This window comes from Deinococcus sp. HSC-46F16 (assembly GCF_024171495.1).
GTDB lineage: Bacteria > Deinococcota > Deinococci > Deinococcales > Deinococcaceae > Deinococcus.
In genome coordinates, this window is the sequence record NZ_JALJZW010000001.1 from 203,850 (window position 1) to 225,123 (window position 21,274).

At 70.0% G+C, this 21,274-nt stretch carries 24 protein-coding genes and 2 tRNA genes; 14 read left to right on the plus strand and 12 right to left on the minus strand.

Going from position 1 to position 21,274, the window contains the following annotated elements:
• Nucleotides 1–4 precede the first annotated feature (4 nt).
• A complete protein-coding gene (locus L1280_RS01145) occupies nucleotides 5–382 on the minus strand; it encodes a succinate dehydrogenase hydrophobic membrane anchor subunit (RefSeq protein WP_253580180.1) in 378 nt (125 codons plus the stop codon).
• Nucleotides 379–738 carry a succinate dehydrogenase, cytochrome b556 subunit gene (gene sdhC, locus L1280_RS01150; RefSeq protein ID WP_253580181.1) on the minus strand — a complete coding sequence of 120 codons (360 nt, stop codon included), beginning with the start codon at nucleotides 736–738 and terminating at the stop codon, nucleotides 379–381. The genes L1280_RS01145 and sdhC overlap by 4 nt, the downstream gene beginning before the upstream one ends.
• A 302-nt stretch (nucleotides 739–1,040) precedes the next feature.
• On the opposite strand from sdhC, the gene L1280_RS01155 reads away from it, so the two are divergent.
• Nucleotides 1,041–1,808 carry a hypothetical protein gene (locus tag L1280_RS01155; protein ID WP_253580182.1) on the plus strand — a complete coding sequence of 256 codons (768 nt, stop codon included), beginning with the start codon at nucleotides 1,041–1,043 and terminating at the stop codon, nucleotides 1,806–1,808.
• Nucleotides 1,809–1,871: 63 nt separating this feature from the next.
• On the opposite strand, the gene L1280_RS01160 is transcribed toward L1280_RS01155, so the two are convergent.
• Complete coding sequence (locus L1280_RS01160; RefSeq protein WP_253580183.1) at nucleotides 1,872–2,381, minus strand: pyridoxamine 5'-phosphate oxidase family protein; 510 nt, start codon at nucleotides 2,379–2,381, stop codon at nucleotides 1,872–1,874.
• 65 nt (nucleotides 2,382–2,446) lie between these two features.
• Entirely contained in the window at nucleotides 2,447–3,724 is a 1,278-nt protein-coding gene (locus L1280_RS01165; protein WP_253580184.1) for an MFS transporter, read from the minus strand.
• Nucleotides 3,725–3,827: 103 nt separating this feature from the next.
• Here L1280_RS01165 and L1280_RS01170 point away from each other — a divergent pair, with 103 nt between their 5' ends.
• Nucleotides 3,828–4,130, plus strand: a complete 303-nt coding sequence (locus L1280_RS01170) for a hypothetical protein (protein ID WP_104990996.1) — start codon at nucleotides 3,828–3,830, stop codon at nucleotides 4,128–4,130.
• Nucleotides 4,131–4,343: 213 nt separating this feature from the next.
• Here L1280_RS01170 and L1280_RS01175 read toward each other — a convergent pair whose 3' ends face one another.
• Nucleotides 4,344–4,706 carry a hypothetical protein gene (locus L1280_RS01175; RefSeq protein WP_253580185.1) on the minus strand — a complete coding sequence of 121 codons (363 nt, stop codon included), beginning with the start codon at nucleotides 4,704–4,706 and terminating at the stop codon, nucleotides 4,344–4,346.
• Between the two features lie 90 nt (nucleotides 4,707–4,796).
• Here L1280_RS01175 and L1280_RS01180 point away from each other — a divergent pair, with 90 nt between their 5' ends.
• A complete protein-coding gene (locus tag L1280_RS01180) occupies nucleotides 4,797–5,027 on the plus strand; it encodes a VF530 family DNA-binding protein (protein ID WP_253580186.1) in 231 nt (76 codons plus the stop codon).
• Between the two features lie 3 nt (nucleotides 5,028–5,030).
• Here L1280_RS01180 and L1280_RS01185 read toward each other — a convergent pair whose 3' ends face one another.
• Both L1280_RS01185 and hpt read right to left on the minus strand, forming a co-directional pair.
• Nucleotides 5,031–5,435, minus strand: coding sequence for a hypothetical protein (locus L1280_RS01185; protein WP_253580187.1), 405 nt, complete (start codon nucleotides 5,433–5,435; stop codon nucleotides 5,031–5,033).
• A 21-nt stretch (nucleotides 5,436–5,456) separates the two neighbouring features.
• On the minus strand, nucleotides 5,457–5,984 hold the full coding sequence (gene hpt / locus L1280_RS01190; RefSeq protein ID WP_253580188.1) for a hypoxanthine phosphoribosyltransferase: 528 nt from the start codon (nucleotides 5,982–5,984) through the stop codon (nucleotides 5,457–5,459).
• Between the two features lie 81 nt (nucleotides 5,985–6,065).
• Here hpt and trpC point away from each other — a divergent pair, with 81 nt between their 5' ends.
• On the plus strand, nucleotides 6,066–6,860 hold the full coding sequence (gene trpC, locus L1280_RS01195; RefSeq protein ID WP_253580189.1) for an indole-3-glycerol phosphate synthase TrpC: 795 nt from the start codon (nucleotides 6,066–6,068) through the stop codon (nucleotides 6,858–6,860).
• A gap of 2 nt (nucleotides 6,861–6,862) precedes the next feature.
• A complete protein-coding gene (locus L1280_RS01200) occupies nucleotides 6,863–7,306 on the plus strand; it encodes a hypothetical protein (protein WP_253580190.1) in 444 nt (147 codons plus the stop codon).
• 20 nt (nucleotides 7,307–7,326) lie between these two features.
• Here L1280_RS01200 and L1280_RS01205 read toward each other — a convergent pair whose 3' ends face one another.
• Nucleotides 7,327–7,986 (minus strand): TrkA family potassium uptake protein, encoded by a 660-nt coding sequence (locus L1280_RS01205; RefSeq protein ID WP_104990990.1) that lies wholly within the window; start codon nucleotides 7,984–7,986, stop codon nucleotides 7,327–7,329.
• Between the two features lie 56 nt (nucleotides 7,987–8,042).
• Entirely contained in the window at nucleotides 8,043–9,446 is a 1,404-nt protein-coding gene (locus L1280_RS01210) for a TrkH family potassium uptake protein (RefSeq protein ID WP_253580191.1), read from the minus strand.
• 310 nt (nucleotides 9,447–9,756) lie between these two features.
• Between L1280_RS01210 and L1280_RS01215 the strand changes: the two genes are divergently transcribed.
• On the plus strand, nucleotides 9,757–10,845 hold the full coding sequence (locus L1280_RS01215) for a methyltransferase domain-containing protein (protein ID WP_253580192.1): 1,089 nt from the start codon (nucleotides 9,757–9,759) through the stop codon (nucleotides 10,843–10,845).
• A gap of 12 nt (nucleotides 10,846–10,857) precedes the next feature.
• On the opposite strand, the gene yedA is transcribed toward L1280_RS01215, so the two are convergent.
• Nucleotides 10,858–11,757, minus strand: coding sequence for a drug/metabolite exporter YedA (yedA, locus tag L1280_RS01220; protein ID WP_253580193.1), 900 nt, complete (start codon nucleotides 11,755–11,757; stop codon nucleotides 10,858–10,860).
• Nucleotides 11,758–11,895: 138 nt separating this feature from the next.
• On the opposite strand from yedA, the gene L1280_RS01225 reads away from it, so the two are divergent.
• A complete protein-coding gene (locus L1280_RS01225) occupies nucleotides 11,896–12,279 on the plus strand; it encodes a helix-hairpin-helix domain-containing protein (RefSeq protein WP_253580194.1) in 384 nt (127 codons plus the stop codon).
• A gap of 56 nt (nucleotides 12,280–12,335) precedes the next feature.
• Complete coding sequence (locus L1280_RS01230; protein ID WP_253580195.1) at nucleotides 12,336–14,516, plus strand: DNA internalization-related competence protein ComEC/Rec2; 2,181 nt, start codon at nucleotides 12,336–12,338, stop codon at nucleotides 14,514–14,516.
• Between the two features lie 6 nt (nucleotides 14,517–14,522).
• Here the strand turns inward: L1280_RS01230 and L1280_RS01235 are convergent, their stop codons facing one another.
• Both L1280_RS01235 and L1280_RS01240 read right to left on the minus strand, forming a co-directional pair.
• Nucleotides 14,523–15,509 carry a Gfo/Idh/MocA family protein gene (locus L1280_RS01235; RefSeq protein ID WP_253580196.1) on the minus strand — a complete coding sequence of 329 codons (987 nt, stop codon included), beginning with the start codon at nucleotides 15,507–15,509 and terminating at the stop codon, nucleotides 14,523–14,525.
• A 79-nt stretch (nucleotides 15,510–15,588) separates the two neighbouring features.
• Nucleotides 15,589–17,370 carry a 30S ribosomal protein S1 gene (locus tag L1280_RS01240; protein ID WP_253580197.1) on the minus strand — a complete coding sequence of 594 codons (1,782 nt, stop codon included), beginning with the start codon at nucleotides 17,368–17,370 and terminating at the stop codon, nucleotides 15,589–15,591.
• A 262-nt stretch (nucleotides 17,371–17,632) separates the two neighbouring features.
• Between L1280_RS01240 and L1280_RS01245 the strand changes: the two genes are divergently transcribed.
• From L1280_RS01245 to L1280_RS01270, 6 genes are all read left to right on the plus strand, one after another.
• A tRNA-Gln gene (locus tag L1280_RS01245) sits at nucleotides 17,633–17,706 on the plus strand.
• A 106-nt stretch (nucleotides 17,707–17,812) separates the two neighbouring features.
• The gene (gene trxB, locus L1280_RS01250; protein ID WP_253580198.1) at nucleotides 17,813–18,790 is read left to right on the plus strand and encodes a thioredoxin-disulfide reductase; all 978 of its coding nucleotides are present in this window, start codon (nucleotides 17,813–17,815) and stop codon (nucleotides 18,788–18,790) included.
• Nucleotides 18,780–19,325: an HDIG domain-containing metalloprotein gene (locus tag L1280_RS01255; protein ID WP_253581055.1), complete on the plus strand. Its 546-nt coding sequence runs from the start codon at nucleotides 18,780–18,782 to the stop codon at nucleotides 19,323–19,325. The genes trxB and L1280_RS01255 overlap by 11 nt, the downstream gene beginning before the upstream one ends.
• Nucleotides 19,326–19,413: 88 nt before the next feature.
• Nucleotides 19,414–19,488 (plus strand) — tRNA-Glu (locus L1280_RS01260).
• 67 nt (nucleotides 19,489–19,555) lie between these two features.
• The gene (locus tag L1280_RS01265) at nucleotides 19,556–20,227 is read left to right on the plus strand and encodes a hypothetical protein (RefSeq protein WP_253580199.1); all 672 of its coding nucleotides are present in this window, start codon (nucleotides 19,556–19,558) and stop codon (nucleotides 20,225–20,227) included.
• A gap of 176 nt (nucleotides 20,228–20,403) precedes the next feature.
• Nucleotides 20,404–21,219, plus strand: a complete 816-nt coding sequence (locus L1280_RS01270; RefSeq protein ID WP_253580200.1) for a CAP domain-containing protein — start codon at nucleotides 20,404–20,406, stop codon at nucleotides 21,217–21,219.
• Nucleotides 21,220–21,274 lie beyond the last annotated feature (55 nt).

Below are 21,274 nucleotides of genomic sequence, written 5' to 3' on the forward strand. Positions count from 1 at the left end.
GCCTTTAGATCGAGAACAGTCCGACGGTGCCCAGGGTAAAGATCACCGCGCAGATCGTGTAGAAGATGGTCTTGACCCACGCCCGGTTGGGCCGCGAGCGCACGTAGTCCTCGATGGAATACCGCGCCCCGTTGACCCCGTGCAGCATGGTCAGCGCCAGGATGGTCCAGTCGTAGAACTTCCAGGCCGGGTTTTGCAGCTTGGCGACAACCGCGACGTAGGTCGCGTCGGCCTCGCTGACCTGAATAAAGGTCATGTAGATGTGCCCCAGCACCAGGAAGATCAGCACCAGCCCGCTGATGCGCATGAAGATCCACCAGTTCAGCTCGGCGTTGGAGTGCGACTGCTGCCGGGCGTCGGTAAAGGTGCGGGCGCGAATCACGCTTCACCCCCCAGCAGGCGGCCGATCACCACGAAGGCAGTGTAGGCCGTCACCAGCAGGGTCAGCCCCAGCACGCCGTACCACATCTGGCGCTGGTAGGCCACGCCGCGCCCGGTGAAATCCATCACCATGATGCGCAGCCCGTTAAACGCGTGATACACGACTCCAGCCGTCACGGCGATCAGGCCCAGGCTGAAAATCGGCAATTCGTAGGTGTGGTGGACGGCCATGTACGCTTCCTCGCCGAACATAATCAGGCTGATGCTGATCACATGCAGCAGGAAGTAAGCCAGAATCGCCAGCCCCGACAGGCGGTGAAGCAGCCACGCCCACTGCCCTTCTCTTCCTCGGTACATTCCCTCAGTCCTCCTCTTCCTCGGTGCCTGCCCTGCGGTCGTCATGGCAGGGCGGGGGCCGCGGCGTGCCCGGCAGTCCGTGGGCTGCATGCTCCCCACGGGGAGAAGCCGCGCCTCGCCGTTGCAGACAGGCCACACGATACCACCGCCAGAGAAGCTGCCTCGCGGCCGCGCCCATGTCGCCTGCGGATGCCCGCTCACTCTAGATCAGCCCGGCCCCCCCGGCTGACGCCGACCCCACAGTCTGCTCCGCCCAGGGCAGCCCCTCGTCACGCCCTGCCCGGACGCGCTAGGGTGCCTCCATGACGCGGCCCGACGCGCAAGCCCCCCCCCAGCCCGCCCCCTCCGCCACCGAGGTGGAATACGTCCGCAAGCTCTCGCTGGCGATCCTGAGCACCCTGCAAGCCAAGGGCCTGCTGAGTGCCGACGAGGTCGACGCGATCCTGATCGCCGCCCGCCGCGCGGCCCAGGGGGTGCTTGCCGTCCCTGCTTCCGTGCCCGCTGCCCCGGCCACCCTCCCTTCCGGGGTGGCCCCGGCCATGCAGGTGACGGTCCAGCCCGCGCCCTCCCTGACCTTCCACGCCCACGCCCGTGCTCCCCAGGCCGAGCCGGAGACGCGGGGGGGCGCTGCCCAGGTCACCGCCGATGACGCGGCCCCGGCCGTCACCCCCGAAGCCGAGGCCGACCGCCTGACCGACGGCCCTGGGAGCCACGTCGAGGCGCAGGCGGCCGAACCCCTGACGGTCGAGGCCCCCTCCCAGCCCATCGCACTCGGGCCGGACGTGGTGGAGGACCCGGCGGTGCCCTCCGCTCCGCTGGGCGCGGAGGCTCAGGACGTGCCGCCAGCCTCCGAGGATGAATCGGTTACCAAGGACGCTCCCACAGCGGAGCTGGACATCGAACCGCCTGCCCAGACCATCGTCATCGGGCCGGACGAGGTGGAGGAGGAGACGGCCCCAGAGCCGGTCACCGCCGCCGCTGACGACCTCGTGCTCGACGGCGCGGCCCCGGCGAAGCCTGCCGAGGAGCCCAAACCCGCCGTGCCAGCCTTCGACCTCAAGCTGGATTGAGGGGCGACCAAGAAAAGAGGCGGGGACCTCCCTCGCCTCTCTTTTTGGGCTTGAATCCCGGACTCAGAATTCGACGGTCTCGTTGGTGCCCAGGTCGGTCGCGGGCTTGCCGGTCACGGCGGCGCGGGCCATCTGGAGCATGTTCTTGATCTTGCCGTCGCTGCCCCAGTATTCGCCGCCCTGCGCCTCAATCTTGATGAGCTGCACGCTGGGGTCGTCAATGCCGCCGGGAAAGTACGCCTTATAGAAGTCGCTCCACAGTTCCTCGAGCTTGGCGCGGTTCTCCACGAGCTGCGCCACGCCGCTGATGCTGACGTAATTGCCGCCGCCGTGGTCCGAGTAGCTGACGTTCACGTTGGGCCGGACCATCATGCTCTGCACCTGCTGGGTGTCCTTGCCGCCGATGAACCACACGTCGCCGTCGAACTCGGTCTGCTGGGTGGTCATGGGGTGGGCCTGGAGGTGGCCGTCTTCGGTCTCGACCGTCAGCATGGCGAACTTGACGCCCTTCATGACGGCGGCCATCGCCTTGATGGTTTCCTCGCGGGTGGGGTGGTCGCTTTGCTGGCTCATGCGGGCACCTTGCCACACCGCCCAGCCCGCTTTGTAGGGGAAGCGGCACCGTCTCAAGGTTGTCTTCAGGCCGCCTTCTCATGCACCCGGTCGGGTACGTTCCGCACCAGCACCACGCCCGCCACGAAGAACAGGGCCGCGAGGCCAAAGACCAGCGTGTAGCCCAGGTTGCCGCCCTGCGCGTTGCCCCAGTCCAGCAGGGCACCCTGCGGGGCGCTGGAGAGCTGCGGCGCGACAAAGGCCACGTGCCAGATGCCCATGTCGCGGGCGTAACTGCCCGCACTCGGCATCGCGTCGCTGCCCAGCGCCCAGTCCACGCTGGTAAAGGCCCCGAAGCCCAGGCCGAAGACCACCGCGAGGGCCAGCGCCGCCGGAAAGCCAGGTGCGACCAGCAGCAGCAGCGCCGCTCCCGCCATCAGCCCGCCCGCCACGTAGATCACGGGCTTGCGCCCCACCCGGTCACTCAGCCGCCCGCCGATGAGCGCCGAGGCGATGCTCCCCACGATGATGCACGCCAGCATGATGGAGGTACTCGTGCCCGCGTCAGGCTGGCGCAGCACGTCGGCGTTGTAGTACTGGAGAAAGGGCTGCACGCTGTACTGCCCCAGCGCGAACAGCACCCGCGTCACGAACACCCAGAAAAAAGGCGCGTAAGCAAACACCTGCGCCCAGTTCAGGTTCGGGGCCTGCTCTGCCCCCTCCACCCGGTCCAACTCGGCGGGCACGCCCCGCAGGGTGACGAGCGCCGGGCCGAGGAGGAAGACGGCGATTAACGCGAACGACGCCCATGACGGCAGCCCCAGCGCCCCCAGCCCGAAGGCGGCGACCGCCCCCAGCAGTTGCCCGAAGGCCTGAAGCATCGCCATCACGCCGCTGTAGCGTCCGCGCTGCGCCGGGGCCACGAGTTGCGGAATCAGGGCGCTGTAGGGCGCGGTCGCGTAGTTGTTGCCGAACTGCACCAGCACGAAGCCCAGCACATACACCCAGAAGCCGCCCACACCCGCCAGCGCCGTCGCCGCGAAGCCCATCACGGCCAGCCCCGCCAGATTGACCGCCAGCCCCAGCCGGATATATGGCAGCCGCCGCCCCGTGCGGTCACTCCGCGCCCCGATGATGGGCGGCAGGACCAGCCCGATCACGGCGCCCACCGCCACCAGTGCGCCGAGGTAGCTGCCTTTTTGCTCCTCGCCCACGAAGCGCACCACGTCGGCGGGCATCAGGATCAGCAGCAGCAGCAGCCAGTGAAAGGCGGTCCCGAACCAGAAGGCCGACAGCGCCCACGGACTCACGGGGGTGACGGCGGGCGGACGCACGGGCGGCGCGGGAGGCTGGGTTGTGGTCATGTGGAGCCGAGTATAGGGCGGGTCTTCACCTGCCATTTACCCGCCTTTCGGGGTGTGTTGCGAACAGCAGTCGGCCCCTACAGCAGCGCGGCAGACTGCCCGCATGACTGCCCCCGTGAACCTTGAAGAAGCCCTCGCCGCCTTTCGCACCGCCTTCACCTACGAGCACCCCGAGGGCATCCAGATCACCCCGCAGGTCGCGGGGGACGAGCTGCGCGTCGAGGTGCGTCACCAGGACGTGAATGCCCTGCGCGGCTTCGACGTGATCGCCCAGCCGCTGGAAACTGAGGAACGGGACGCCCAGCAACTCGGCGAGGACATCGCCCGCGTCGTCGAGCAGGAGCTGATGTACGGCCAGCTCCCCGTGGTGGGCGAGGACGGGGCTTTCCGCCGCATCGTCGTCTGACCATCTCCACGAAGAGGGGCCGCCCACATCGCTGCGGGCGGCCCGTTTGCTGGTGGCTGGAAGCTGGCGACTGGCGGCTCATACGGTTTCCGTCCAATCCGTTCTCGAATCGGGAGAGGACCGCCAGGGGCACGCCTTTCCCGGCCACCGCTGCGTTCCTTCTCGCTGCGCTCGGGTTGAACAGTTTTCGTCACCGCTGGGCCGGAATCCGTATCAGATCGGCTTTCGCAGCGTGGCGAACACCAGCCCGAAAATCCAGCACAGCAGAATCAGGCCGATGAGGGAAGCGTCGAGGTTGAAGTCGGGCCGCAGCGCGTCGCCCGTCACCTTGAACACGCCGTAGGGGGCCAGCCAGCCCAGCGCGTAGATCGACGCCCGGCGCAGGAAGGGCCGGGTGCTTGCCGCCACCGGGAAGAGGCGGGCCGGGAGCAGCATGGCGGGCAGCAGCAGCAGTTGCGAGAGCCAGAACCACAGCGGCAGGTTGCCAAAACCGTGTTCAAATCCAGCGAACAGCACGTTGAGGGCCGCGATCAGCAGGCCCGTCACGATCATGGAGCGCAGGAGCAGGGGATTCACCCGCGCATGTTGGCACAGGGGCCGGGGCACGGGGTCCCGTCCCGCCCTCCGCCCTTGCCGGGTTCCCGCCCTGCCCGCCATCATGGCCGGATGAGTCACCCCGCGCCCGATCCCCTCCACGGGGTCACCCTCCAGCAGGTCGTCGAGCGCCTCGCCGGGCACTACGGCTGGGCGGAACTGGCCCGCCGGGTGCCCGTCCGCTGCTTTCAGAACGACCCGTCGGTGACCTCCAGCCTGAAGTTTTTGCGCCGCACGCCGTGGGCACGGGCGAAGGTGGAAGCGCTGTACGTGGCCCTCGTGCGCGACGAGCGGGAAACCTGAGCCTCAGCGCCCGCTCAGTGTGACCCGCGTCTGTGGCCCCGGCAGGCGCTCGGCCACGTACTGAATCTGTTCGGTGCCCCGGCCCAGCAGCGCCGCAAACTCATCGTCGTCCCGGTAGAGCCCCTCCGGCCCGCCCTGGGGAACATAGCCGCCCACCTCCAGCGCCGGAATCAGCACGCGGGGGCGCCAACCGGGGAGCACGTACTGCTCGACCCGCGCATAGCCCGAGCGCACCTCCTCCCGGTAGGAGCGGCTCTCTGGGCAGGCGGGGGTGGCCCCGGCGGGCAGGGGAGAGACGCCCCAGACCCGCCCCGATTCCTCGATGCAGTACAGCGGCCCGCGCCAGCGGCTCTCGCGCGATTGCCAGACGCCCACCCCGGCCAGCAGCGCGAGGACGACCAGCAGCACAGGCCATCCCCAGCGCACGGCTCAGGCCTGGCTGGTGATAAAGGGGAGGTTGCGGTCGAACTGCGAGCGGTCGAGGCCATAGCCGTACACGAAGGCGTCGGGGATGGTAAAGCCCAGGTACTCGACGGGCACCTCCACCCGGCGGCGGCTGGGTTTGCTCAGCAGCGCGGCGACCTTGAGGCTGGCCGGGCCGCGCCCCTGAAGGTAGTGCAGCAGGTAATTCATGGTGATGCCGGTGTCCACGATGTCCTCGACCAGCACGACGTGCCGCCCGCTGATGGGGAATTGCAGGTCCTTGACGAGCTTGACCTCGCCGCTGGACTGCTTGGCGTCCCCGTAGGAGCTGGCCTGGAGAAAGTCGATGGTGCAGGGCATGCCCACCGCCCGCACGAGGTCGGCGTGGAACATGAATGCGCCATTCAGCACGCAGATCAGGTGCGGGTCCTTGCCCGCGTAGTCCTGCCGGATCTTGGCGCCGAGTTCCTGAATGCGGGCCTGAAGTTGCTCCTGCGTGATCTGCACGGGGCCGTTGCCGGGGGCGAGGCTCATATGGGGTTCAGGCTAACACGGGTTTTCCGGGACGGGGCGCCCGGCGGGAAGGCGCCCCCACCGCCCTATACTCCCGCCCATATGACCGCCCAGCCGCTGCCCGAGTCCACTTCCATTCCCGGCGTCCTGGGGCGCATCGTGCGCGAGCGGATGGCCGACTACGCGGAGGCCGACCCCCAGCTCGGGCCAGAGCGGACACGGTCACGGGCCTTCCACGCCACCCTGTCGCGCCCCGGCCTCGCCCTGATCGCGGAGGTCAAGCGGGCCAGCCCCAGCCAGGGGGCCATCGCGCCCCTGGACCCAGCGACCGCCGCCCGCGCCTACGTCTCGGGCGGGGCCTCGGCCATCAGCGTGCTGACCGAGCCGAGGCACTTCGGCGGCAGCCCGGACGCCCTGCGGGGGGTCGTGGGGGTGGTCACTGCTCCGGCCCTCCGCAAGGACTTCGTGGTTCACCCCGCCATGCTGCGCGAGGCCGCCGAGTGGGGCGCCTCGGCTGCGCTGCTGATGGTCAGCGTGCTGGGGGAGGCGACGGGCGAGTATCTGCGGGCTGCCCACCACGTCGGCCTTGACGCCCTCGTAGAAGTTCACGGCGAGGCCGAACTGGAAGTTGCGCTCGCCTCGGGGGCCGAGATCATCGGCGTGAACAACCGCGATCTGCGGTCGCTGGAGATCGACCTTGCGGTGAGCCCCCGCCTGATTCGCCGGGCACGGGAGGCGGGCTTCACGGGCCTCCTCGTCGCGGAGAGCGGCTACCGGAGCGCGGCCGACCTCGCGGGTGTGCGCGGGCTGGCCGACGCGGCGCTGGTGGGCAGCAGCCTCGCCGGAAGCGGTGACCTGGAGGGAGCGACGCGGGCGCTGCTGGCGGGAGGTGCCTGAACATGCTGCCCGCCCTCTACCTGCTGCTCGCCATCGCCCTCGCCGGGGCGCTGGTCGTGCTGCTGCTCCGGCCGGGGGCGACGCGGGCGGGCGTGGTCTGGGGGCTGGCGGCGGGGTTGCCGCTGCTCGCGGCGATAGCAGGTGCCTTCGCCGGACAGACGCGGGCCGCGCGGGTGCTGGAGGGCTACTCGCCTGCCCCCGTCTCCGTCGCCCTCGTCAACGGGGTGCGCCGCACCACCCTGACCCTCGCCCCGGCGGACGCGGCCTGCGTGGAGCGGGCACTGCGTCTGGGAGTGAGAAGCGAGCTGCGGACCACCGGCCAGTCCATCCCCCTCACCGCCCAGACGCGGGTCGAGGGCACCCTTCCCCCGCGCGAGGTCGTGGAGGCCCTGACCCTGCGCGGGCTGGCGTGCCCCAACGTGCGGGCGGTGCCGGAAGAGGAGTGATGTGCTGGCCGCTGGCGGCCTCAGTCCCCCAGATAGCGCCGCAACTCGTCCAGCGAGTGCCCGGTCCCGATCACGACCAGCTTGTCGTGGGGCCGCAACTCGTCCTCGGCGCGGGGGGTCACCTCGATGCGTCCGCCCCGACTCACCGCGATCACCTGCACGCCGAAGCGCCCGGTCAGGTTGAGGTCGCGCAGCCGCCCGCGCAGCCGCTCGTTGGCCTCGATCTCCACGATGGCGTAGTCGCCCCCGAGGTCCAGCGTGTCCACGATGTTGGGGGTGGCGATCTGCCGCGCCAGCCGCACGCCCATGTCGTGCTCGGGCCGAATCACGAGGTCGGCCCCGATGCGCTCCAGTACCCGGCGGGCCATCTCGTCCACGGCCTTGGTGACCACGTAGGGTGCCCCCAGGCTCTTGGCGTTCATGGTCGCCAGGATATTGGCCTGCACGTCGGTCCCGATGGCGACGACCACCACGTCGAAGTCCCCCACGCCGATGGCCCGCAGTGCCCGCTCGTCGGAGGCGTCCACCACGGCCGCGTGCGTGACGAGGTTCATCACCCGTTCCACGTTTTCCTCACCACGGTCGATAGCGACCACCTCGTGGCCCATCTCGTAGAGGGTGGTCGCCACGGCGGTGCCGAAGCGGCCCAGCCCGATCACCAGGCATTGTTTGGTCTTCATGCGTGCGGCCTCATGCTGGGAGACAGGGTAGCGGGTGAGAGATGGCGGGTGAGCGGTCAGCCCACCAGAATGTCCCGCTCGGGCGGGTACTTGATCGCCCGGCTCTGTTGGTTGCGCAGGCTGAAGGCCACCGCGAAGGTCACTGGCCCGATGCGTCCCAGGTACATCAGCACGGTCAGGATGAGCAGGCCGGGGTCGTTGATGAGGTGGGTGGTGTTCATGGACAGGCCCACGGTCGCCGCTGCGCTCACCGTCTCGAACATCAGGTGCGTGAAGCCCAGGTTCGGGTTGGTCGCCAGCAGCGCAAAAAAGGCGGTGGCGACCATCAGGGTGTACAGGGTGGTCACGGTGCCCGCCCGCACGAGGTTCTCGGGCAGGATGCGCCGCCCGAACACGATCAGGTCGCCCCGCCCCCGCACCATGTTCCACGCGCTGCCGACCAGGATGGCGAAGGTGCTCGTCTTGATGCCGCCCCCGGTCGAGCCGCTGTTCGCCCCGATAAACATCAGCCCGATCAAGAGAAAGAGGCTGGCACTCGTCAGGGACGAGATGTCCACCGTGGCGAACCCGCCCGAGCGCGGCGTCACACTCTGGAAAAAGGCCGCGATCAGCTTGCCGCCCGTGTCCAGCGGGCCGAGGGTCCGGGCGTTGCCCCACTCCAACGCAAGCAGCAGCAGCGCCCCCAGCCCCAGCAGCAGCCCGGTCGTGACCAGCGTGATCTTGGAGTAGGTCAGCAGCCGGGTGCGCCGGGGCTGGCGCAGGTGCCCCAACACGTTGAGCTGCACCAGAAAGCCCAGCCCGCCCAGCACGATCAGGCTGCTGATCGTCAGGCTGACCAGGGGATCGGCAGCGTACTGCCCCATGCCGCCGGGCACCACCACGAAGCCCGCGTTGTTGTACGCACTCACCGAGTGAAAGACCGCCTGATACAGCCCTTCCCCCAGCCCGAACTGCGGCACGAAACGCAGGGCGAGCAGCGCGGCCCCCGCCGCCTCCGCCACGAAGGTGTACAGGAAGATGGTGCGGATGAGGGGCAGCACCCCGCCCACGTCGAGCGCATTGATCTGCTGCACGAGGTGCTGCCGCTCGGAGAAGTTCACCCGCCGCCCGGTCAGGAACGCGAACAGCGTCCCGAAGGTCAGGATGCCCAGCCCGCCGACCTGCGAGAGCAGCAGGATCAGCAGTTGGCCGGGCCGGGTAAAGGCCTCGCCCGTGTCGGCCACCACCAGCCCGGTGATGCAGATCGCACTCGTGGCGGTGAACAGGCGGTCCACGAAGTTCAGCTCGGCCCCCGGTGCCACCACCCCCGGCAGGTGCAGCAGCGCCGTGCCCAGCGCGATGCCGACGAGGTACACCAGCGCGATGAGTTGCGGCGGTGTGAAGCGGGCCACGAGCGCCCGGCGGGGCCGCCCGGAGGCACGCGGCCACGAGGTGGAGGGGGGATGCGGGGGGCGGGTCATGTGTGAACGTGCGATTCTACTCCTCGACCGGCAGGCTGGACAGCTTTCCTGCAAATTCGTGATAGGCAATGGGGAAGAATGCTGTCTCAGGCGTGATTTCTTAGCTCCTCCCCCTTATGGGAGACCGGTACAGCTCGCACTGCGAGAGGCTGGGACTTGTAAAGCTCTGCGGAGCAGCTCTACGAGGTCGCAGGAGAGGAGGTGGAGGGCGAAGCTCGCCCTCCTAGAAGAGATGCTGCGTGCGTCCATCTCCAACCCTGCGCGGGGCCACCCGACCCATCCCCATGCCCGCCCCGTATACTGCCCTGCTATGCCCCGCCCCGCCCGCGCCAATCCCTCCCGCCAGAAAAATCCCACCTTCACCCGCCCACAAAAGCCCAAGGGCGACCACCGCGCCCGCCAGCCTGCCCACGAGTACGCGCTGGAGGCCCTGCCCGGCCTGGAGGAAGTCGCCGCCGAGGAACTGCGCGGGGTGCCCCTCGCCCGCGACCTCCGGGGTTTGCGCTTCTGGTACCCCGGCGACCCCGAGCGCCTGACCCGGCTGCGCGGGGCAGTCGCGGCCTACCGGGTGCGGGCCTGGGACGTGCCCCGGCCGCGCGGCCTGCTGGGGCACCAGCAACTTGGGGAGCTGACGGCCTTTCTGGCCGAGGTGGTGCGCTGGGGCGGGCACCGCTCCTTCCGGCTGGCGGCGGCGGGCCGCGAGTCGGCGGTGATGACCCGGCTGGCCGAGGAACTGTCGCGCGGGCTGGACCTCCCCTTCGACCCGGAAGAAGGCGAACTCTTGATCCGCCTGCGCCCCCAGGAGGACGGCCCCGGCTGGGAGGTGCTGGCCCGCCTGACCCCCCGGCCCCTCTCCGCGCGGGCGTGGCGGGTGTGCAACCGGGGCGGTGGCCTGAACGCGACGATTGCCTTCGCCCTGCACCGCCTCGCCGGGGTGCGCGAGGAGGACCGCATCTTCAACCCGATGGCGGGCAGTGGCACCCTCCTCGTGGAACGTGCCCTGCTGGGACCGTCGGCGGCAATGGTGGGCGTGGACATCGACCCGGAAGCCGTCGCCTGCGCCCGCGCCAACCTGGGGGCCGCCGGGCGGGAGGTGGAAGTCGCGGCGGTGGACGCCCTGGCGACGGGCCTGCCGCCCCGTTCCTTCGACCTGATCGTCTGCGACTTGCCCTGGGGGGACGCGATCGGCTCGCACCGGGCGAACGCCGCCCTTTACCCCGCCTTCCTGACCGAGATGCACCGCCTGCTGTCGCGCCACGGCCGCCTCGCGGTGGTCACCCACGAGATCCGGCTTTTTGAAGGGCTGCTGCGCGATCAGGACCGCTGGCACGTCCGCGAACTGTTTCAGGTGTACAGCGGCGGGCACCATCCCAAGGGGTATCTGCTCAGCAAGCGGTAACCCGGCTGGGCCTTACGCCTCCGGTGCCGCCGCCCCCCCACGCGGCCACACCACCAGCACCACCCCCGCCAAAATCACGGCGAGCGCCAGCCACCCCAGCCCGGTCAAGCTCTCTCCGCCCAGGCCGACGCCCAGCAACACGGCCACGACCGGATTGACGTAGGCGTAGCTCGTCGCCAGCGCGGGGCGGGTGTGCGCCACGAGGTACATGTAGGCGCTGTAGGCGACGAGGCTCCCGAAGACCGCCAGGTACGCCAACGCCCACAGGCTGGCCGGGGTGGGCGTGCCCCAGCGCTCGCCCATCACGAGGCTCATCCCTCCCAGCAGCACCGCGCCCGTCAGCATCTCGGCGGCGCTGCCCATCAGCCCGGCGGGGAGGGGCAGGCGGCGCGACCACTGGCTGCCGAAGGTCCAGCACAGCGGGGCCAGGATCAGCAGCCCGGCAGCCAGCGGCGTGGCCCGCAGCTCGCCCACGTTCAGCAGCACGATGCCCACCAGCCCGATCCCGATGCCCACCCACTCGCGCCCGCTGGTGCGCTCGCCCCACAGCCGCGCGAACAGGGAAGCGAAGAGGGGAGACACCGCGATCACCATCGCCGCCACGCTGCTGCTCGCGTCACGCTCGGCCAGGGTGACCAACCCGGTGCCGCCGCCCAGCAGCAAGAGGCCCACCAGCGCCGAGGCCCGCCACTCCTGCGCGGTCGGCCTCGGTGCCCCGCGCCAGCGCAGGAAGGCGTACAGCAGCGCCCCGGCCGCCAGAAAGCGCACGGCGAGCATCCCCATCGGCGGCAGGCTCTCGATCGCCACCTTGATGCCGAAATAGGTGCTCCCCCACAGCACATACACCAGGGCGAGGCACAGCAGGACGGTGGGCGTGAGTCGGGCGGCGCGGGAGGCGGGGACGGAGGTCACGCGCAGAGCATAGGCTGGCCGGGGCGTGGGGGCGGCGGGGGCGTCCCGCATCGCGGGAGGGGACACCCCCAGGGAGGCCCCCCTTCGGGTTCCGTATATGCGCCTATCCCGCTGCGAACCGCACCCTACACTCCCGGCGTGCTTCCCACCGAACGGCACTGGACGGCCCTGCTCGCGGGCGGCCTGCTGGCCGTGGGGGCGCTGACGCTGGGACCCGCGCTGCGCCCGGCGGCCCAAGCCCCCACGGTGACGCGGGTGGCCCTGCCGCCGCCGCATCCCTCGACCTTGCAGGCCCAGGCCCCGGAGTACCCCACCACGGCCAGCGTCACGCCGCTGATCTCCGGCAAACTCAACCTGAACACGGCCACCCTGGAGCAGCTCGAAGCCCTGCCACGCATCGGTCCCGCCCTCGCCGCCCGCATCGTGGCGGGGCGGCCCTACCGTTCGCTCGCCGACCTCGACCGGGTGAAGGGGATAGGACCTTCCACCCTTGAAGACCTCGCGCCGCTCGTCAAGTTCTGATGCTGGGGCGGCATGCGAGTTCACCTGTTGCCCCGGTCCCGGCAACGTTCAGCGGCATGCGGGCCACCTCCGGGCGCCTCGCCTGGCCCATTCCCCTCGCGCTGGGCGTGATGGGCGGCATTTTGCTGGGACTGGGCCTGATCTGGGGCGGGCTGGTGATGTTGGCAGGCGTGGTGCTCGCGGCATCGGACCGCCGCCCCCTCCTCGGCCTCCTCGCAGTCGTGGGCCTGGGGCTGGGCTTCGGCTCCGAGCGCCTGAACGCGGCGCGGCCCGACCCCATGACCCCCTGGGTGGGCGCTCTCGTCACCCTGCGCGGCGAGTGGGACGGACAATTCCTGCGGCTGGACGACCCCCCAGCGCGGGTGGCCCTCTCGCCCAGGCCGACCCAGCCTCCGGGGAGGCTGACCGTGAGTGGCCGTCTGGTGCGTCCCGACGGGCGGCGCATTCCCGGCGGCTTCGATCAGGCGGCGTGGCTGCGCGGGCAGGGGGGCTTGCTGGTGCCCACGCCAAAGGCGGTGCTCGTCGCCGCCGAGGTCCGCGCCCACATCCCGGAAAGCGGCTGGCGCGGCTGGTTTCGCCGGGGCCTGACCGCCGGATTGGGGGAACGGCAGGCCGCGCTGATGCAGGCCATCGAACTGGGGGACCGGGGCGACATCGGCCGCGAGGAATTTGCCGAAGGGTATTCGGTGCGCGACGCTTTCGCCCGTTCGGGCCTCTCGCACCTGATGGCCCTCAGCGGGCAGAACGTGGCCCTGCTGACGGGGGTGGTCGTGTGGCTGCTCGTCCGGTTACGGGTACGGGTGGCGTGGCGCTACGCGGTGGCCGCCGCGCTGCTCGTTCCCTACCTGATGCTGGTGGGCGTCTCGCCCAGCATCCTGCGGGCCGTCCTGATGGGCTTCGCGGTGCTGCTCGCCTTCGCGCTTGGACGCGGCAAGCCGGACCCTTACGGCACGGTCGCGCTCGCGGCGGTCGCCTGCCTGCTGCCCTTTCCGCTGTGGCTGCTGGATGTGGGCTTTCAGCTCTCTTTCCTCGCGGTGCTGGGGCTGAGTCTGTCGGGCAAGCTCGCCGCCCGGTTGCCGGACCGCTGGCCGATGGCCCTGCGGCTCGCCCCCGTCGCCACCGTGCTGGCCGAACTCGCCACCCTGCCCGTCATCGCGGGCACCTTCGGGCAAGTGCCGCTGGTGGGCCTGCCCGCCAACCTCGTGGCGGGGGTGATCATGGCCGCGCTGGTCCCCCTGGGATTTCTGGCGGGGTTGCTGGGACCGCTCGGCGTGGTGCTCAGCCCGCTGACGGGTCTGCTCGCCTCGGCCCTGCTGCTCGTGGTGGAGGTGTTTGGCAAAGCTCCAGTGCTGACCTGGGGCAACGTGGGGGTTGGGGGCTTCGTCGCGTATGGGGTGGCCGCGCTCGCCGGGGTGTTGTGGCTGCTGGGACGGGTACGGGCGCCCGTCGCGCTGGGTACCGCGCTGAGCTGCGCCCTCCTGACGGCGCTGCCGGGTTGGATTCGCCCCGCCCAGGAACTCGTCTTTCTGGACGTGGGCCAGGGCGACAGCACCCTGATCCGGTCGCGGGGGCTGGAGGTCCTGGTGGACGGCGGCGGCTCGGTCGGCTCCGACTACGACGTGGGGACACGCACGGTCGTCCCCGCGCTGCGGGCGCTGGGGGTGCGGGGGCTGGACCTCGTGGTGGCGACCCATGCGGACACGGACCATATTGAGGGACTGTCCGGCGTCCTACGCTCGCTGCCGGTGGGTGAACTGTGGATCGGGCAGCACAAAACCGACGATCCGGTGCTGACCGAACTTCTCGCCACCGCCCGCGAGGAAGGCGTCCCCGTCCGCGAGGTCCGCCGGGGCGACCGGGTGGAGGCCGGGGGCGTTCGCCTGACTGTCCTCTGGCCCGGGGGCCGCTTCTGGAGTACCGAGGACAACGACAACAGCGTCGCCCTGACGGTCGAGTCGGGCGACTTCCGCGCGGCCTTGCTGGGTGACCTGGATGCCTGGAGCGAGGCGCGGGTGGGCGTCGGTGACCTCGACCTCCTCAAAGCCGCCCACCACGGCAGCCGCCACAGCACGGGAGAGGTCCTGCTCCGGGAGAGCACTCCCGCCGACGTGCTGATCAGCGTGGGCCGCAACACTTACGGGCATCCGCACCCGGACGTGCTGGAACGGCTGACCGCCACGGGCGCGAAGGTGTGGCGAACCGATGAACTCGGCACGGTGCGTTGGCCGCTGCCCTGAGGACCGTCAGCCCACCGTGACCGTCCGCCTCTCCCGCGCCGCCGCAAACAGGGCGTCGAGGACCCGCGCCTGCCGCACCGCGTCCTGCGGGGGAAAGAGAGCCTGTTCCTCACCCCGTGCCGCCCGCTGAACATGCGCCACCATCGCCGCATACCCGTTGTGCGGTGCGAACGTTTCGGCACGCTCGCCCGACTCTGTCCGGACCCGCAGGGTCAGGGGTGAGGCGTTGTGGCTCTCGAAGGCGCCGTTCATCTCCAGACTGCCCCGCGTCCCCACCACCGTGAGCCGCTGCGTAGGAGCCGGACCCCAGTCGAAGGCGCAGTCGATGCTCGCCAGCGCCCCCCCGAAGTCCAGCGTCCCGCTCAGCCCCAGGTCCACGCCCCCCGGCGTCCACCGCGCCTGCGCCGTCACCCTTTGCGGCTCGCCCAGCAGCAACCGCGCGAGGCTCACCGGATAACAGCCCACGTCGTACAGCGCCCCCCCGCCCTTGTCGGCCTCCCAGCGAAAGTCGTCCGGGTTGGTCAGCGGAAAGCCGAAGGCCCCCCGAAAGGCCCGCACCTCCCCCAGTTCCCCCGAGGCCACGATCTCCCGCAGCCGGGCCACGTGGGGCTGAAAGCGGTAGGCGAACGCTTCGAGCAGCACCCGGCCCGTCTCGTCAGCGGTGTCTGCCAGGGCCTGCGCTTCGCCCGCGTTCAGCACCAGCGGCTTTTCCGTCAGGGCGTGCTTGCCCGCCCGCAGCGCGGCCTGGGTCCAGGGGAGGTGGGCATCGTTGGGCAACGGATTGTAGACCGCTTCCACATCCGAGGCGATCACGTCGGTGTAAGTGCCCACCCGCCCGATGCCCCATTCCCGCGCGAAAGCCTGCACCCGCGCCGAGTCCGGTTCGCGGGCGCCCAGCACCGTCACCTCGCCCCCGGCGGCGCGGATGGCGGGGATGAGGGCACGGGCGATCCGCGCTGCGCCGAGGAGGCCCCAGGTCAGGGAAGCGGTCATGGGATCAGCGTACCCTGCACAAAAGGGGAGAGGCCCGCCGGGATCACTCCCGTGGGCCTCTCGCCGTTCCGCTAGGGGATTACTCGCCCTGCTTCTCGGTGCCTTCCGTGGTGTCGGCGGGGGCGCTGCCCTCGTCCTTCTTGTCGCCGCCGAGGCCGAACTGCGCGAAGAGGTCGGCGTACACGTCGCCCAGCTTCGTGCTGATCTTGCCGCCCTGCTGGGCGTCCTTGGCGTTGTAATTGTAGTCGGCGCCGCCGCCGCGTCCGCCGCGGCCACCGCCACGGTTGCCGCCGCCCTGGCCGCCACCGCCGCTGTAGCGGTCGCTGCGGCTGCCGCCGCCCTGGCTGACGTAGTCGCGCACGGGGCCGCCGCCGCCCAGCGCCCGGCGGCGCGAGAGGCTGGCCCGCTGCTCGACGGGGTCGATGTTCAGGATCACGGCCTCGATCTCGTCGCCCTTCTTGAAGAGGTCGGCGGGGTTGTTCACGCGCTGCGTGTCGAGTTCGCTGATGTGAATCAGGCCCTCGATGCCCTCCTCGATCTCCATGAAGACGCCGAAGTCGGTCATGCCGGTGATCTTGCCCTTGACGGGCGTGCCGGGCGGGTAACGGTCCGGCAGAGCGCTCCAGGGATCGTCGGTGGTCTGACGAATCCCGAGGGAGATGCGGCGCTCCTTGGGGTCGATGCGCAGGATGACGGCCTCGACCTCGTCGCCTTCCTTCATGACCTCGTTGGGGTGACGCACGCGCTTGGTCCAGCTCATCTCGCTGACGTGCACCAGACCCTCGAGGCCGCTCTCCAGCTCCACGAAGGCGCCGAAGTTGGTCAGGTTGGTGACCTTGCCCTTGACGCGCTGACCGATGGAGTAGCGGTCCACCGCACCCTCCCAGGGGTCCTGGGTCAGGGCCTTCATGGAGAGGTTGATGCGCTCGCGGCCCTCGTCCACGTCAATCACTTGGACCTGGACCTTGTCGCCCACCTTGACCACGTCGCGGGGGTGGTTGAAGCGGCCGTAGGTGAGTTCAGAGCGGTGCACCAGCCCGTCGATGCCGCCAAGGTTCACGAAGACGCCGAAATCGGTGATCTCCACGACCTCGCCCTCGAACTGAGCGCCGGGAACCAGCTTGCCCACGGTCTGCTCGCGGGCCTGGGCCTTCTGGGCTTCCATGATGGCGCGGTGGCTGATGATCACGCGGTTGCGCTTGCGGTTCAGCTCGATCAGCTTGACCATCAGCGGCTTGCCCACGTAGGGGTCGAGGTCGTTCACCCGGCGGGTGTCGACCTGCGAGGCGGGCAGGAAAGCCCGGATGCCCTCGACCTGCGCGACGAGACCGCCACGCACCTTCTCGAGCACCTCGACCTCAAAGGCCTCGTCGTTCTCCTGCATCTTTTCCAGCACGCGCCAACCCTTGTCCTGGTCGGCCCGCTTCTTGGAGAGAACGATCTGGTTGTTGGCGAGGTCCACCCGCACGACGTACGCCTCGATCTTGTCACCGGGCTTGTACATCTGCTGGGCCTGCTCCAGCGTGACAGGCTCGTCGCCAATCTGGTTGAGGGGAATGGTGCCCTCCACCTTGGCGCCGACGTCGACCGCGAGGCCTTCCTGGCCGATAAACACCACGGTTCCGTCCACGATGTCTCCGCGGGACACCATCTGGTGCTCGGTCGACTCGCTGGCAAGCACGTCCTCCATGGTCATGGCGGGGTACTCGCGCTCTTCGGTGCTGGCCGGGGTGCTGCTCGCCTGGGCCTGCGGGGCAGCGGTCTGCTCGCTGCCGGTCTGCCCGGTGCTGGTCTGCTCGGTGCCCGGCGTGGGCTGAGTGGTCCCGCCTTCAGTGGCGGGGGTCTGGGTCTGGTCTTCCATGAACTCCTGCTCCTCCTGCGGGTCCGCCCCCAGGGGAAGCGGACCCACATATACCTGTACCTGCGCTTGGGCGCGGCAACACCTCAGTGTAACATCACCCCATAGGGGGGGCAAGCGCAGGTGCGACCCCGGCCAGGGCGCACTCCGGCCGCTGTGGCTTGTCCCTCCCCGCCTGCCCCGCAGTTGACGGCCCTGGAACGGGCGGCTATACTCCCTCACGCTCAGCCTCACGGGGCCGGGCACCCGCCAGAGCAGTTTCCGTTGGGGCATCGTCTAATGGCAGGACGTCGGTTTCTGGCACCGTTAATCAAGGTTCGAGTCCTTGTGCCCCAGCCAACATCCCCCCGCCGCGTGCGGGGGCTTCTTTTGTTCACGATGCTTTAAAAAATAAAGTGTGCCTGTCTGACCATGCCCGAATGTGCGTGGTGGTACGCTCGGAGGCATGACGAGTACCCCCGCGCCTCAGGACTACGACGTGGTGATTATCGGCGGCGGTCCCGCCGGGCTGACGGCGGCCATCTACACGGGCCGGGGCAGCCTCAGCACCCTGGTGCTGGAAAAGGGCCTTCCCGGCGGCCAGATCGCCCAGACCGAGGAGGTCGAGAATTACCCCGGCTTTCCCGAGCCGATTCCCGGCATGGAGCTGGCCCAGCGCATGGTGCAGCAGGCCGAGAAGTTCGGTGCCCGCATCGAGATGGAGGAGGTGGAGGCCATTGAGCGCGACGAGTACGCGCACGAGTACCCCTTCACGGTGAGGGGCTACGGCGGCACCTACCGCGCCAGGAGCGTGATCCTGGCAACCGGGGCCAACCCCCGCCGCCTGAACATCCCCGGTGAGGAACACTTCTGGGGCAAGGGCGTCTCGACCTGCGCGACCTGCGACGGCTTCTTCTACCGGGGCAAGAAGGTCGTGGTGATCGGTGGGGGCGACGCGGCGGTCGAGGAGGGCCTCTTCCTGACCAAGTTCGCGGACGAGGTCACCCTGATTCACCGCCGCGACACCCTGCGGGCCAACAAGGTCGCGCAGGCCCGCGCCTTTGCCAACCCCAAGATGCGGTACATCTGGAACACGGTCGTGGAGGAGGTGCAGGGGGCGGACCACGTGACGGGCGTGCGCCTGAAGAACCTGGAGACGGGCGAGGTCACCGAGATGCCCACCGACGGGGTGTTCATCTTTATTGGGCACGTGCCCAACACCGACTTCGTGAAGGACGTGGTGGCCCTGCGCTCCGACGGCTACGTGGAGGTCACCGACGAGATCTACACCAGCGTGCCGATGCTCTTCGCCGCCGGGGACGTGTCTGACCACGTCTACCGCCAGCTCGCCACCAGCGTGGGCGCGGGCACCCGCGCGGCCATGAGCGCGGAGCGGGCACTGGCGGCGCTGGAGGTCAGCGCGGGAGACGCCGCTGCGGACTGACCAGAGTCCTGGTCTCGCCCGGGTTCCCCGCCTCTCGTTCCCCGCACGGGTTCGCCGCAAGGCCTGGGGCTATGTCGGCAAGGCCCGGCGGCTGGCCCGCAGCCTCAGTCCTCGCCTCGCCTACCCGCAGGACGCCTGGGCCACCGCCCACCTCACCCCGGCCGAGACCCGCGTCTTTCTGGGCATGGACCCCCGCGACCGCGAGCATGCCTGCCGGGTCACCCGCCACCTCCTGCGCGATCATCCCGCCGCGCCCCCCGAGGTCGTGGCCGCCGCGCTGCTACACGACTGCGGCAAGAGTATTCGCCCCTACCGGGTGGCCGAGCGGGTGCTGGTGGGCCTGGTGCCCAACCGGGTGGCCCGGCTGCTGCCGTTCGGGGCCTTGTCGGTACGGGCGTATCACCCCGAGTTGGGGGCCGAACTCCTCGCGCGGGCGGGAGCACGGCCCCGCGTGGCCCGCTTGGTGGCCCGGCACCACCACGCGGGCGCTGACCCCGAGGCCGCGCTGCTGCACCACTACGACGATCTGGAGTAGTCCGTGGCTTGACTTCTCCGCCCCCGTCCCCCTACACTTTCTCTTCGCGCCTGACCCCGCCCCAGGGCGGTTTCCCCGCACACCAGACGGCCCCATCGTCTAGCGGTCAGGACAGCGCCCTCTCAAGGCGCAGACACGGGTTCAAGTCCCGTTGGGGTCACCACCACGCCGCGCCGCCTTTCCACCCGGAGGCGGCGCGGTTCTATGCATTTTTGTCTAGGCTGCCCGGTATGGTTCCCCATCTGCCTCCCGCCCTGGCCGATCTCCTCGCCTACTTCGGGCCGCTCGCTTCGGGTCAGGAGGAGGTCGCGGGTGGGGTTGCGCTTCACACGCCGGGGACGAACGTGCTCGCCTTGAACGCGGTCTTCCTCCCGGACGCGGAGTCCCACCGGTTGTGCGGGGCGGCCGAGTGGCAGAAGGCACGGGGTCGGCCCCCCCTGGTTGCGGTGGAGGAAAGCACGGGGGGAGAGGAGGTCGCCTCCTTCCACGTCGGCACCTATCAGGCTGGCCCCTCCGCTTCCCCCTTCACCGTCGAGCAGGTCTCGCGCCTGCACCTGCCGCAGTGGGCCGCCGTGCTGGCCGAGGCCCACGGAACGCCGGACTGGGCGGGGGCGCTGAGCCGCCATCTGGCAGGCCGTCTCGAGGAGAGGCGGGACTACGCCCTGCTGCTCGCCTACGCGGGGGAAGAAGCAGTGGGGGCCTTGCTGTGGCAGGCGGCGGGAGTTGGGGGGCGGGCGCACCTGTGGGGCACGCTCGACCCGGCAGTGGACCGAGCCCTGTTGGATGGGGCGGCGGCCTTGGGCGCACCGCTGTTCGTCAGCCTGCCGTCCGGTTCCCCGGCCCAGCTTGCGGACACACCCGAGGTCGCCTTCTTCCTCATGAAGGGTGACGGAAATTCGTAGTTCGGCCCCCCGAAGTGGCGAAAGGCTCACATGCTCTATGAGAAGTTCAGGCATCTCTTAATGGAGGAAATGATGTATCCGGTCGTTCTTGTCGTGCTCAGCGCCGTTCCTGCGGCGTGAGAGATGAGAGCCTGCACCTCATGCCCCACCTACTTGGGTCTGGTGAGATGGGGCCTATGTCTGCTCTGAAGCAAGTCCTGCTGGTTGGCGGCCTCCTGACGCTCGCGGCGTGCGGTTCGGTCCCCTCCGCTCCCTCTGCCCCGGCCGCGCAGGTGCCCGCCGTCACCCCAGCTGCTGGGACGCTGGAGGCCCAGGCCAGCGCGGGAACCCTGGTGGTGGGGCAGACCCGGCAGCTCAACGTGACGGTCGGGGGCCGCGCCCCCTCCCCCGGCGAGCTGACTTGGACCACCAGCAACGCCGCCGTCGCCACCGTGACCCAGACCGGACTGGTGACGGCCACGGGCGCCGGGAACGCCGTGATTCGCGCGGCGCTCACCAACTACCGCAGCTCCTACATCGACTTCACCCTGACCGTGACGGCGGCGACCGCCCCGGCCCCGACGCCTGCCCCCACCACGCCGAGCGGGTACGCCGGGCGCGTGCTGGAGCTGACAAACGCCGCCCGTGCCCAGGCCCGCACCTGCGGCGCGACCAGCTTCGCGGCAGCGCCCGCGCTGACCTACAACGCGCAGCTCGAGCAGGCCGCGCAGGGCCACGCGACCGACATGGCGACCCGCAACTACTTCAGCCACACCAGCCTCGACGGGCGCACGATGGCGCAGCGCATCTCAGCGACCGGGTACGCGTGGCGCACCATTGGCGAGAACATCGCCGCCGGGCAGACCACCCCGGAGCAGGTCGTCGCGGGCTGGCTCGCCAGCGAGGGCCACTGCCGCAACATCATGAACCCCAGCTTCCGCGAACTCGGCGTGGGCTACGCGCAGGGCGGCAGCTACGGGCACTACTGGGTGCAGAACTTCGGCGCCCGCTGAGGCGTTGAGATTGAGAGGGGCGCGGTGGGGTGGACTTCCCCGCCGCGCCCTCCTG